This is a genomic window from Nonomuraea candida (assembly GCF_000725485.1).
Lineage (GTDB): Bacteria > Actinomycetota > Actinomycetes > Streptosporangiales > Streptosporangiaceae > Nonomuraea > Nonomuraea candida.
Genome location: NZ_JOAG01000006.1, coordinates 167,946 through 179,734 on the forward strand (window position 1 = coordinate 167,946; position 11,789 = coordinate 179,734).

17 protein-coding genes are annotated in these 11,789 nt (G+C 66.1%); 16 read left to right on the plus strand and 1 reads right to left on the minus strand.

The window, feature by feature from the left end; genetic code table 11:
- Positions 1–286: 286 nt before the first annotated feature.
- From IO39_RS06080 to IO39_RS59600, 16 genes are all read left to right on the plus strand, one after another.
- Entirely contained in the window at positions 287–925 is a 639-nt protein-coding gene (locus tag IO39_RS06080; RefSeq protein ID WP_052422497.1) for a toprim domain-containing protein, read from the plus strand.
- A 40-nt stretch (positions 926–965) separates the two neighbouring features.
- Positions 966–1,403, plus strand: coding sequence for a hypothetical protein (locus IO39_RS06085; RefSeq protein ID WP_043617240.1), 438 nt, complete (start codon positions 966–968; stop codon positions 1,401–1,403).
- Positions 1,403–1,543, plus strand: coding sequence for a hypothetical protein (locus IO39_RS54130; protein WP_157547929.1), 141 nt, complete (start codon positions 1,403–1,405; stop codon positions 1,541–1,543). Before IO39_RS06085 ends, IO39_RS54130 begins: the two co-directional genes overlap by 1 nt.
- Positions 1,540–1,863, plus strand: a complete 324-nt coding sequence (locus IO39_RS06090) for a hypothetical protein (protein WP_043617243.1) — start codon at positions 1,540–1,542, stop codon at positions 1,861–1,863. Before IO39_RS54130 ends, IO39_RS06090 begins: the two co-directional genes overlap by 4 nt.
- On the plus strand, positions 1,860–2,069 hold the full coding sequence (locus IO39_RS06095) for a hypothetical protein (RefSeq protein ID WP_043617246.1): 210 nt from the start codon (positions 1,860–1,862) through the stop codon (positions 2,067–2,069). The genes IO39_RS06090 and IO39_RS06095 overlap by 4 nt, the downstream gene beginning before the upstream one ends.
- Positions 2,060–2,878 (plus strand): metallophosphoesterase, encoded by an 819-nt coding sequence (locus IO39_RS06100; RefSeq protein WP_211266905.1) that lies wholly within the window; start codon positions 2,060–2,062, stop codon positions 2,876–2,878. The genes IO39_RS06095 and IO39_RS06100 overlap by 10 nt, the downstream gene beginning before the upstream one ends.
- Before the next feature lie 39 nt (positions 2,879–2,917).
- Positions 2,918–3,577, plus strand: coding sequence for a hypothetical protein (locus IO39_RS06105; RefSeq protein WP_157547931.1), 660 nt, complete (start codon positions 2,918–2,920; stop codon positions 3,575–3,577).
- The gene (gene nrdJ / locus IO39_RS06110; protein WP_043617251.1) at positions 3,574–5,613 is read left to right on the plus strand and encodes a ribonucleoside-triphosphate reductase, adenosylcobalamin-dependent; all 2,040 of its coding nucleotides are present in this window, start codon (positions 3,574–3,576) and stop codon (positions 5,611–5,613) included. Before IO39_RS06105 ends, nrdJ begins: the two co-directional genes overlap by 4 nt.
- A 27-nt stretch (positions 5,614–5,640) precedes the next feature.
- Positions 5,641–6,177, plus strand: coding sequence for a D29-gp49 family protein (locus IO39_RS50310; RefSeq protein ID WP_052422498.1), 537 nt, complete (start codon positions 5,641–5,643; stop codon positions 6,175–6,177).
- A 39-nt stretch (positions 6,178–6,216) separates the two neighbouring features.
- Entirely contained in the window at positions 6,217–8,025 is a 1,809-nt protein-coding gene (locus tag IO39_RS06120) for a DNA polymerase (protein WP_084772342.1), read from the plus strand.
- Positions 8,026–8,037: 12 nt separating this feature from the next.
- Positions 8,038–8,748 carry an FAD-dependent thymidylate synthase gene (thyX, locus tag IO39_RS06125; protein ID WP_052422499.1) on the plus strand — a complete coding sequence of 237 codons (711 nt, stop codon included), beginning with the start codon at positions 8,038–8,040 and terminating at the stop codon, positions 8,746–8,748.
- A 31-nt stretch (positions 8,749–8,779) separates the two neighbouring features.
- Positions 8,780–9,913, plus strand: a complete 1,134-nt coding sequence (locus IO39_RS52270) for a CAP domain-containing protein (protein ID WP_211266906.1) — start codon at positions 8,780–8,782, stop codon at positions 9,911–9,913.
- 9 nt (positions 9,914–9,922) lie between these two features.
- Complete coding sequence (locus IO39_RS06140) at positions 9,923–10,294, plus strand: ferritin family protein (RefSeq protein ID WP_043617259.1); 372 nt, start codon at positions 9,923–9,925, stop codon at positions 10,292–10,294.
- Between the two features lie 121 nt (positions 10,295–10,415).
- A complete protein-coding gene (locus IO39_RS06145) occupies positions 10,416–10,637 on the plus strand; it encodes a thioredoxin domain-containing protein (protein WP_043617261.1) in 222 nt (73 codons plus the stop codon).
- The gene (locus tag IO39_RS06150; protein ID WP_043617264.1) at positions 10,637–10,861 is read left to right on the plus strand and encodes a hypothetical protein; all 225 of its coding nucleotides are present in this window, start codon (positions 10,637–10,639) and stop codon (positions 10,859–10,861) included. Before IO39_RS06145 ends, IO39_RS06150 begins: the two co-directional genes overlap by 1 nt.
- 162 nt (positions 10,862–11,023) lie before the next feature.
- Positions 11,024–11,503, plus strand: coding sequence for a deoxycytidylate deaminase (locus IO39_RS59600; protein WP_084772377.1), 480 nt, complete (start codon positions 11,024–11,026; stop codon positions 11,501–11,503).
- Between the two features lie 2 nt (positions 11,504–11,505).
- Here the strand turns inward: IO39_RS59600 and IO39_RS06160 are convergent, their stop codons facing one another.
- Positions 11,506–11,784, minus strand: coding sequence for a hypothetical protein (locus IO39_RS06160; RefSeq protein ID WP_043617267.1), 279 nt, complete (start codon positions 11,782–11,784; stop codon positions 11,506–11,508).
- Between the last annotated feature and the right edge of the window lie 5 nt (positions 11,785–11,789).

Sequence of the window (11,789 nt, forward strand, 5' to 3'; positions counted from 1 at the left end):
GACAAGCGGCCCGGCAACCCGGCTGTCATGGCAGCGCTGGAGGCTGCCCTTTTGCGTGCCCGCAAACTGGAAGTTGGAAGCTAGTGGAGCTGCCCATCACCCCGCTCCTGGAGTACTTCGGAGCGAGCGTTCCCCACGTGGAGCAAGGAGGACGTTGGCGCTCGATGCGCTGCCCCTTTCCACGACGACACCCAAGCCTCGGCCAGCGTCCGGTACGAGGCGTTCAACTGCAACGCCTGCGGCACGAAGGGCAACGCCTTCACGCTGCTGCGGAGAGTCGAGCTAGATGAAGGCGATAGTCCCCAGTCAGTCCTCCAGGACGTTTACGGAGAAGACCTCGAAGGAGTACCACGACCAGCTCGACGACGAGGCTTTGGCCTACCTGACGGGCCCGGAACGCATGCTGTCCGAAGAGGTCATCGCAAGGTACAGACTCGGCGTCGTCCGTTCTCCTAGCCCCGGCCACGAGTCCGTACGCGGCTACCTGTCCATCCCCTACCTGACCCCGTTCGGGGAGTGCATCTCGATCCGCTTCCGGCGACTCGGTGAAGGCCCCGGACCCAAGTACCGCTCTACTGCCGGAGACATCCCCCGCATGTTCGGGACCGAGGCGCTCCAGCGCGGTACACGCAACATCTGCGTGACCGAGGGCGAGTTCGACTCGATCGTGGCCGACATGTGCGGCCTGCCCGCCGTGGCCATCCCCGGAGCCAACTCCTGGGAGAACGTCTGGCGAAGGCTGCTGGTGCAGTTCGACGCCGTCTACATGCTCCACGACGACGACGAGCCCGGCCGCGAGCTGGTGGCCAAGGTCGCCAACAGCGGTCTGGACAACGTCCGCCCCATCCCGATGACGGGCGGGGACGTTACTTCTTTCTACGCCGCCCATGGCAGAGATGGGCTCCGAGCCAAGCTCGGTGCCTGAACCCCATTCCCATACCCAGATACTGGAAGTTGGTAACACAGTGAACAGCGAGCAGCTCGCCAAGGAAGTCCTCGACGCCGTCCTCGCCGTGCAGGGCCGCATCCTCAGCGTCGGCGCGCAGCAGTACGAGGAGGAGCACGGCCAGAAGTTCGAGCTGATGAGCCTCCAGGAGATCATCCAGTACGCGATGGAGGAGGTCGAAGACGGCATCGCCTACAACGTGATGCTGCGCTACAAGCTCCGCCTTCTGAAGGACGCCATCGAGTCCGCCTTCGCGGGCTACGCCACCAACAAGGCCCGCCACGCCAGGCCCGCCCAGGTCGTCCCTGACCCCACCGTCACCCCGGCCCCTGCCCAGATGCAGGCCCCGATGCAGTCGTCGGCCCCGCAGCAGCCCCAGACGCTCTACCAGCAGTACGGCTCCGTCCCGGTCGGGGGCTACAACGTGGCCGACCTCATCAACGGGCGGTCCTACTGATGCACGAGTTCATCGAGCAGGCCGCAGAGGACGCCTGGACCGCCTTCGCCGAGCTGACGGCGAACGGCTTCGACGACGACCAGGCCGCCAAGCTCGTCCCCACCATCCTGTTCACCGCCGACAGAAGGGCTGGCAAGTGAAGATCGCCGGAGAGTGGGAGCTGGCTCCGGAGGAGCTGGCCGGCCTGTTCCAGGCCAAGGGGTGGTGCTACCACGTCGATGAGGGGCTGATCATCCCCAACGCGGCCACCCTCGAATCCATGCTCGCCAGGCTGGTGAAGGAGATCCTCACCACCCGCAAGGACATGGTCCAGGGCGGACGCTTCAAGGTCGAGAAGGACCCCGAGGCCCCCTACAGCTACGACCTGTGGCTGAACCTCGGCTACATCTGGGACGACGACGCCCTGTCCGACGAGGAGCGGGCGATGCTCGACCTCGGCGACGACGAGGACGACGAGTGAACGATCTCCTCATCCGGGCCCGCTACGCCGCGCTCAAGCGGCACAAGAAGCGCCAGCAGAACGGGCTGTGGTGCGAGGCCGACTGCGCCTTCCACACCGCCGCCAAGCTCACCGCAGAGAAGGTCTGGGCCACCCACATCGGGGGCTGGACCTTCATGTACTGCGACACCGTTGATCGTCTGGCCAAGGAGGGCCTGTGGGACTGACCAAGCGAATCGTCGTGATCAGCGACACCCAGATGCCCTACGAGGACAAGCGCGCCATGCGCAACGTCATCCAGTTCATCGGCGACTACCAGCCCGACGCCGTCTACCAGATCGGCGACCTGATGGACTACCCGACGCCGTCCCGCTGGAACAAGGGCACGCGCGGCGAGTACGAGCAGCTCGTGATCAAGCACTCCGACTACGGCAAGCGCTACTTCTTCGGGCCGATGCGCAGCGTCTACTCCGGCGAGTTCGGCGTCCTTGAAGGAAATCATGATCTTCGCCCGAGGCAGTACCTCGAAGATCAGGCACCCGCCTTGGCTGAGTTCAGCCAGGCGTTCCACTTCAGCCGCCTGCTCGACTTCGACGGCTTCGGAGTGAAGCTGATCCCGCCCTTCCACAAGGTGGGTCCGGACACCGTTCTGATCCACGGCCACGAGATCAAGGGCATGTCCCAGATCGCCGGAACCTCGGCCTACAACCACGCCGCCAAGGCAGGCGCCAACGTGATCATGGGCCACACCCACAGGTTGGGCATCCGCCGGCACACCTCCCAGTACATCGGAGGCAAGGCCACCCGGCGCTGGGGCTTCGAGGTCGGCAACCTCATGGACGTCCGCAAGGCCCAGTACTTGGGCGCGGGCGGTGTCGCGAACTGGCAGCAAGGCTTCGGCCTTCTCTACGTCGGCAAATACGACGTCAGCCCGCACGCCATCGACATCTTCACGGACGGCTCGTTCGTGGTCGAAGGCGAACGCTACGGCGCGCTCAAGCGCGCATCGGACGGCAAGTTCAAAGCCGCCGCGTAATTCCGCATGCCCTGATACTGGAAGTTGGTAACCCCTCCCTTGATTACCCCAGAGCACACCGACCTGCTCATGCAGGTCGCCGAATCGGTCGGGCGCAAGTACGCCCGCCAGTACCCCGCACTCGACGCCAGCGACATCGCATCCGAGATCACCACCCAGGTCCTCGGCGAGTGGCGGCACATCGAAGCCAAGCTCGACAAGGCCGCCGAGTACGGCCGCAGCGAGTACGAAGTCCTGCACTTCCTTCTTTCTCAGCGGGCCGGCGTCTACTGCGGCAAGCAGCACTACGCCTACATGATGAACACCGCCACGGCGGTCTACACCCCGCGTGAAGTGCGGGCGCTGCTCAAAGAGGCGTACTACAACCCCGACGCCTACACCACACCCAGCAAGGACCGCGACCACGGCGTAGGCGTGGAGTCCCAGAGCATCTGGGTCAACCTCGCCGACCTCCAGGCGGCCATGGAGCGGGTCAGCGACAAGACCCACGACGTCATCCTCGCCGCCTTCGGCCCCGAGGACCTCGGCCTGGCCGAGCCCGACCGCCGCCGCGTCAGCGACGCCATCGCAGCCGTCACCCGCGAGCTGAACCGACACACCAACTCCGGCCGCGCCACCCACGAGGGTCCCGGCGCACGCCGCGCCATGACCAACTCCGCAGCACAGGCCATCACCCGCAACCAGGAGAGCATCGCTTGACCACCTTCACCTTCGGCCCGACCGGCGAAGCCGTCTACTCCCGCACCTACAGCCGCACCAAGGCTGACGGGTCCAAGGAGACCTGGCCCGAGACCGTGAGCAGGGTCGTCAGGGGCAACATCGCCCTCATCGGTGATGGACACCGCGCCACCCCGCTCACCGAGCGCGCCGAACTGTTCAACCTGATCCACGACATGGCGCTGCTCCCGGCAGGCCGGCACCTGTGGGCCTCGGGCGTCCGAGGCAGGCAGTACCTGTTCAACTGTCACACCAGCGGCTGGACCGACAGGTTCAGCGAGCACTTCGAGTTCAGCTTCCTTCGCCTCATGGAGGGCGGCGGCGTCGGCAGCAACTACGACTCCCGCCACCTCCTGCCGTACGGCCTGGTCCGCCGCACCCTCGAAGTCCATATCGTGTGCGACCCCGGACACGCCGACTACGAGGCGATGAAGGCCGCGGGCTTGCTGTCGGAGCGCTACAGCCATGAGTGGGACTGGCCCATGGTGGTGGACGACAGCCGTGAAGGCTGGGCCGATGCCCTGTCCGACCTCCTGGACGCCTTCGTTCGCGAGGACACCCGCCACTTCACCCGCGTCTTCGACGTCTCCAACGTCCGCTGCGCGGGCAGCAGGTTGAAGACGTTCGGCGGAACCGCGAGCGGGCCAGCCCCGCTGGCCAAGATGCTCCACGAGGTGGCCGGCGTGCTCAACGCCCGAGTCGGCCGGAACGTTACCGCCCTGGACGCTATGCGGATTGACCACGCTATAGCCCAGTGCGTGGTGGCCGGGGGCAACCGCCGCTCGGCCCGGATGGCGATGCTCCCCTGGGACGATCCCGAGATCTTCACCTTCCTGCGGTGCAAGGAGGCCGGCGACCACTGGACCACCAACATCAGCGTCGTCATCGACAACGACTTCATCGACGCCATTTCGGGTGAGGCCAACAAGGAGACGCAGCTCCACGCCCTGATGGTCCTGGAGGAGATCGCACGCGGCATGTTGCTCAACGGCGAGCCGGGCGTGTGGAACAGGGACCTGTCCCAGGTGGGCGAGACCGGCAAGGTGTTCGCCACCAACCCCTGCGGTGAGATCGCCCTCGAACCCTTCGAGAACTGCAACCTGGGCCACATCAACATGGCCGCCTTCGCCTACCCCGACTTCTTCGACATGGAGGAAGCCGAGAAGGCCGCCCGCCTCATAACCAGGTTCCTCATCCGCGCGACGTACGGCGACGTCAACGACCCCAACCAGGCCAAGATCCTCGCCAAGAACCGGCGTATCGGTGTCGGCCTGTTCGGCGTGCAGGAAGCGCTGGCGCTCATCGGCGAGCGCTACAGCACGGCACCCAAGCGAGCCTACATTCGGGCGATCTTCCGCAAGCTCAAGGACGTCATCCGGGACGAGGCCCGCAAGTTCTCCTTCGCCCTGCGCATCCCCGAGCCGGTCAAGGTCACGACCATCGCGCCGACCGGCAGCATCGCCAAACTGCCGGGCACGACCGAGGGCATCCACCCGATCTTCAGCCGCTACTACATCCGCCGCATCCGCTTCTCCACCATCGACCCCGACCAGATGCGCCAGGTCGAGGACTACCGCTCCCAGGGCTACAACATCGTGGACGACCCACAGGCCGCCTCCACGGTAGTCGTGGAGATCCCCACGAAGGAGGCCGTGGTCGAACGGGTGGAGGCCGCCGGCCACTCCGGCAGCATCGTGGAGTCCGCCGACGAACTGACCCTCGATGAACTCCTGGCCTTCCAGGAGATGATCCAGACCGAGTTCGCCGACAACGCGGTCAGCTTCACCGCCAACCTCGACCCCAGCAAGTACACGGTCAACGAGGTGGCCGACCACATCTGGCGCTACAGCCGCACGCTCAAGGGCTTCACCGTCTTCCCGGAGAAGGGATTCGAGCTGGCCCCCTACGAGCGCATCACCGAGCAGGACTACCTCGACTGGGTGGCCGCCACCGGCCTGGAAGCCGTCGAGGACGGAATCGACGAGGACTGCGCCACGGGCGCATGCCCCATTCGCTGACCCAACGTACTGGAAGTTGGTAACACCATGAGCACATTCGACGAAGACCCCTGGGCCACCGACGCCCCCGCCGAGGACCCCTGGGCGGCCGAGGTCACCTACGCCGACCCGCCTCGTGACGAGGCCCAGGCCACCATCCCCCCGAGCAACACCACCCCGAGCAAGGAGAGCAACACCACCGTGAGCAACAACGCCGAGGCCAAGATCGTCACCATCATCAAGTACGGCTCGGGCTTCGACGCCCCATGGACCACCTTCCACTCCGCCTCGGTCGAGGAGGCCGAGGCCACCCTCAACGAGGCCAAGGGGCTGCTGGAGCTGACGGCGAAGGTCGCCAAGTACGCCAAGACGCTCGACTCGGGCGCGTCGGCCGCAGCCCCGCGCGGCGGCAACGGCGGCGGCCAGCAGCGCCAGTCCCCGCCCCCCGGCCAGCAGGGCAAGACCTGCGCTCACGGCGAGATGAAGTACGTCACCGGCAACGGCGCGAAGGGCCCGTGGAAGGCGTACTTCTGCCCGCTCGACCGCAACGACCCCGACGCCTGCAAGGCCGTCTGGGTCAAGTAGCCCGCTTCGTCATGCTCTGATACTGGAAGGTGGTAACTGGTGCGGGTCCACCGCATGAAGCTCGCCGGTAGGCCCGTCACCGGCATCGTCGTCGAGTCTGAGGGGGACCTGCCCGCCTTCGCCAACTGGGCCAAGCAGCACCGGGAGTTCGGGTTCGACAACGAGACCTCCAGCCTGGAGGTCTACCGGCCCGACTTCCGGCTGCGGGTCTCTCAGTTCTCCGCAGGCGACCAGTCCTGGTTCCTGCCCGTCGAGCGGCACCCCCGCTTCGCCTGGTACGCCGCCCAGACCCTCCGGCACGCCAAGCAGCTCTACATCCACAACGCGAGCTTCGACCTCCAGGTGGCTGACCGCTGCCTGGGGGTCCCCATGGCCGAGCTGTGGCCCAAGACGATCGACACCGGGATCATCTCCCGGCTGGTCGACTCCAGGGCTCGTAAGGAAGGCGGGCCGGGTCACAAGCTGGAGGAACTGACCGAGATCTACGTCGATCCGGTCGCGGCCAGCCAGATCAAGGGCTCAGTCGCCCAGCAGTGCAAGGAACTGAAGCTCAAGAAGGAGGCGTACTTCTCCCAGGTCTCGATCGACGACGAGATCTACCAGATGTACTCGCTCATGGACCCGGTGCTCGCCTGGGTCCTGGCCAAGACCCTCCTGCCCAAGGTGCCGGCCAGTGCCAGGCACCTGATCCCGTACGAGCACGAGATAGCCCGCATCTGCGCCGACATCAGCAAGAACGGCTTCCTGCTCGACCGGGACTACACCAGCGACCTGGCCACCCGTCTCCGCCAGGAGGAGACCTACTGGCAGATGGAGATCGAGCGGGAGGTCGAAAAGCTCGGCTTCATCGACGTCGAGGAGTTCAACCCCGGCAGCACGGATCAGGTCTTCGAGGCGCTGGTCTACATGGGCCACCTGGAGTTCAAGCAGACTCCGAGCGGCAAGCCCCAGGTGGACGATGACCTGCTGGAGTACCTGGCCGGGAACGGCATGTACTTCGCCCGCGCCATCAAGGAGTTCCGCAAGGCGGGCAAGTGGGCGGGCACCTGGCCGGAGAGCTTCCTCGCCAACGCCGACGAGGACGGCCGCTGCCACGCCAACATCAACACCCTCCAGGCCCGCACGGGCCGGATGAGCATCACCGGCATCCCAGCACAGACCCTCCCGTCAGGCGACTGGATGGTCAGAAGGTGCTTCCTCGCCGATGAGGGCCACGTCATGGCCAGCATCGACTACGCGGCACAAGAGCTGAGGATGGCGGCGGCGCTGTCCGGCGACGAGCGCATGTACCGCGCCTTCGAGCTGGGCGAGGACCTGCACCAGATCACCGCCGACGCCGCAGGCGTCAGCCGGGCCGTGGGCAAGATGGCCAACTTTTTGGTGTGTTACGGGGGCGGTTGGAAGGCCCTGGTCGAGCAGGCCAAGGTGCCGGAAGCCATCGCCAAGAAGACCATCGCGGGCTTCAACCAGGCGTACCCCGGCGTCGCCAAGCTGGCCAAGCAGATGACACGCCTGGCTGGCAAGCAGGGCTACATCGAGACCATCACAGGCCGCCGCCTGTACGTGGACCAGCAGCGCGCCTACAGCGCGATCAACTACGCCATCCAGAGCGCATCGCGCGACGTGACCGCTCGTGGCCTGATCAAGGCCGACAAGGCCGGACTTACTTCTTTCTTGCGACTGCCTATCCATGACGAGGTCGTCGCCAGCCTGCCCCTGAAGCAGGCGCCCACCCTCGCCAAGGAGATCGGCGAGTGCCTTCGGACCCAGATCCGAGGCGTGGACTTCATCACCGACCCCGAAGTGGCGTCCCGTTCCTGGGGCTCGCTCTACGGGGCTGACTTCTAAGGACCCCTCCCGTTGCACGTCTATCCCATCGCCTACACCCGCTTCCACGCCGACATCTTCGAGCTGAAGACCGGATTCCGCAGCGAGGCCGCGGCGACCGGTCCCGACGCTCTGGCCGAGGCCGCCGGCCGCCAGTGCTACGAAGCCTTCGAGCGCAAGAACCCCGCCACCGCGACCAACCGGGGCTACCTGGCCAACATCCTCGATCACCAGCACTACAGCGTGCTGGAGCACGCCTCGGTCACCTTCCTCATCCGGGGCGTGTCCAGGTCCCTCCTGGCCGAGCTGACGAGGCACCGGCACCTGTCCTTCTCCGTCGAGTCCCAGCGCTACGTGGACCAGACCGGCAACGAGCCCGTCGTCCCGCCCGCCCTGCGAGGGACCGACATGGAGGGAGACCTGCACGCCTTCCACGACCAAGCCCTCGACCTGTACGTCCAGGTACGCAACGAGCTGTCCGAGCTGGGCGTGCCCCGCAAGAAGGCCCGCGAGGCAGCCAGAGCGTTCCTGCTCAACGCCCAGCCAGTCGGCATGGTCGTCACCGGCAACCTCCGCGCATGGCGAGAGGTGCTGACCAAGCGGCACCACGTTGCCGCTGACGCCGAGATCCAGGAGCTGGCCCACGAGCTGCTGGTCTGGCTCAAGAACATCGCGCCGCACTCCTTCCAGGACTTCGACGCAGACACCGCGATCGGCAACGAGGAGATTCGCCGTGCCGCTTAACTTTAAGTTGGTAAGAAGGTTCGGGCTCGCCGTGAGTGCGGTGGGCCTGGCCGGCCTCACCGGAATCGGCCTGCACGTCGCCGTCAACCCGGTCAGCAACGAGGACACTTACGCGGAAGACACCTACGAAGACCCGCTGCTCGACGAGTGGGCCGGGGAGACCACCAGCACCACGCCCACCCCCAGCGCGAGCATCACCCGCACACCCACCCCGAGCGCAAGCGCCAGCTCGACCCCCACCAGGAAGCCCACACCCACACCGCCCCGGAAAGCGACGACCACGCCCAGGCCGGCCACCACGACACCGTCCAGCTCGGCGCTGGTGACCGGCGTCATGAAGGCGTCCTACTTCTGGGATGACGGATCGGGCACGGCCGGGGACACCGGCAAGCCCGCCTCCGGGCAGGACATGCGCAAGGGCTGCTTCGCCAGCCCCATGTGGCCGCTCGGGACGAAGGTCACCGTCAAGGCCCGAGGCCGGACCGCCACCGGCGAAGTGTGCGACTTCGGCCCCGGCTGGCCCGCCGAGAAGGCCACCGACCCGATCCTGCTCGACCTGGACACCCACACCTTCGCCTATCTGGCCGCAGGCAAGAAGCCGAAGACCGACTACGACGCCGGAGTGCCCGAAGGACACCTCCAGCTCACCGCCTACATAACCAAGTGGGGAACCGGCCGGTCCTACAAGGACCGCGACAAGTTCTGGCGCTCGGAGTTCTGGCTGCGCTCCAAGAGCACCCCCAAGCCGTCCGCGTCGACCAGCTCGCCGAAGCCGAGCACCGGCACGGTCGGCACCACCGCCGAGAACGAGGTCGTCCGCCTCACCAACGCCGAACGCGCTAAGGCCGGGTGCAAGCCGCTCAAGCACGACGCCAAGCTCCGGGCCGCCGCCTACGGCCACTCCAAGGACATGGCCACCAAGGGCTACTTCGACCACGACTCGCCATCCGGCGAAGGGCCGGGGGACCGAATCCGCGGCTCCGGCTTCTCACCCATCAGCACCTGGGGCGAGAACATCGCGGCCGGTCAACGCACGGCCGCCGAAGTCGTCAACGGCTGGATGGACAGCCCAGGCCACCGCGCCAACATCCTCCAGTGCTCCTACACCCACATCGGTGTGGGCCTCTCCTCTTACCACTGGACCCAGAACTTCGCCTCGCACTGAAAGGACCCCGTGGCCACCTACAACCAGTTCCGCATCCCCGAGGTGAACTCCTACATGGCTCCCGAAATGCCCACGTATATCGGCCCCAAGGGACCTGACCACGTCCGAAAGATCGCATCCGAGATCAAAGGCCGCGTAGACGTCCTGGTCGCCGAGATCAGGGCCCAGGAGCTGGCCAAGGCCGAACAGACGTCCCGCCACGCAGAAGCCCTGCGCAACCTCACCCAGCAGGCCAACGACCGCAGCCTCGAAGGCAAGGCCGAGCGCCACCTGGACCGCTACCGCAAGAAGCGCGACCGCGCACAGAAGGCCGGCGACATCGCATCGGCCGCCCTCATGGACCAGCGCGTCCGCACCCTTGAAGCCCTCCTCGAACTCTGAAAGGCGCCCGCATGGAGAAAGCCATCCAAGCCGTCCTCATCGGCTTCATGACCATCCTCGGCATCTTCATCCTGGGGGCCATCGGCCTCGGAGTGCTGGCCCTGGCCAGCGTGGTGCTCGGATGAACCTGTACTTCTTCAGCCCGAGCTGCGGGCCCTGCAAGCGGATCACCCCCAAGGTAGACCTCGCCATCAAGGCCGGCATCCCCATCCGGAAGGTGAACGTCGCCGAGGAGACGGGCCGCTACCTGGCGGCCGTTTTCGGCGTCAACGCCACGCCGGCCTATGTCGAGTTCGGAACCACCAAGGTCCTCACCGGCTTGGAAGTCTGGCAGGAGTTCTGATGAGAGGTGCCCACGGCAGCATCCACCGACGCGCCAGCGTCGAAGGGGCCTACCACGACTTCGAGCAGGAACACGTAGTAGTGCTCCGCACCACCCACCACGTTCACGGCACCACCAGCCACCACGTCACCCCCCTCAGCATCGAAGCCGCCATCAGGCTCCACATCGAGCTGGGAGACCTCCTCGCCGACACGATGTGGGACGACCCGGAGCCGCCGTTCTGACCACAGAGCACTGGATCGTCCTCGTCACCTTCGTGGTGATGCTCATCGTCTTCATCGCCGGAATGAACCTGTGACACCACGCGAGCTGGCAGCCACCTTCGGGTGGCTGTCCCTCTTCCTGACCATCGCCCACGCCGTGGGCCTGCCCACCCTGGAGATCTTCTGAACGACTACGAGGAGGTCCACACCCTCAGTGACCCCTACCCCCGCCCCGTCTACACCGGCCGCGACCGGCCCGACTGGGACACCTACTTCCTCCTCATCGCTGACGCCGTCGCACTACGAGGCGATTGTGAGAGAGACCGTGTCGGAGCTGTGCTCGTCAGCCGGGATCGACGCATCGTCAGTACTGGGTACAACGGGGTCCGCAGCGGCCTTCCTGGCTGTATCGAGCGCCCCTGCGATCGCGTTTCAAAGGCGCTACGAGGAGAGGAGATCTGCCCTGGCTACAGCGATTGCCGCAGCACTCACGCTGAGGCCAACGTCCTTCTCTACGCCGACTGGAGCGCCTGCCAAGACGCCCGCCTCTACACCAGCCGGCAACCCTGCACGAGCTGCCTGAAACTCATCCGAGCCGCAGGAATCCGCCTCGTCGTCTACCCCGGCGAACGCGCCGGCTACCCGAGCTACATGAGCCTTTAGGCCTACATCGGCGTAACGCGGGGAGGTGGAGCAGGGGGAGCCGCCCAGCGCTCCGCCTCCCGATCCCACACCTGCGCAAGGACAGCCTCGCACTCGACCGCACGCGGCAGTTCGTGGTCATACCGAGCGACCAGCGCCACATCCACCAGCCGCCAGCGCTCCTCCTTCTTCTCGATGAGCAGCCCAGGAGCCGGGAGTTCATCTAGCGGGAACTCGATCACCGTGGAACTCCCGCTCCGCACAGCCACCCGATAGCGCACTTCCCGCGTCTCGTCGTCCACGCCAC

Excerpts from the sequence above, each read along its gene's own strand:
- IO39_RS50310 (WP_052422498.1), top strand. The coding sequence starts at position 5,641 with ATGAGCACATTCGACGAAGACCCCTGGGCCACCGACGCCCCCGCCGAG.
- IO39_RS06080 (WP_052422497.1), top strand. The coding sequence starts at position 287 with ATGAAGGCGATAGTCCCCAGTCAGTCCTCCAGGACGTTTACGGAGAAG.
- IO39_RS06150 (WP_043617264.1), top strand. The coding sequence starts at position 10,637 with ATGAGAGGTGCCCACGGCAGCATCCACCGACGCGCCAGCGTCGAAGGG.
- IO39_RS54130 (WP_157547929.1), top strand. The coding sequence starts at position 1,403 with ATGCACGAGTTCATCGAGCAGGCCGCAGAGGACGCCTGGACCGCCTTC.
- IO39_RS06145 (WP_043617261.1), top strand. The coding sequence starts at position 10,416 with ATGAACCTGTACTTCTTCAGCCCGAGCTGCGGGCCCTGCAAGCGGATC.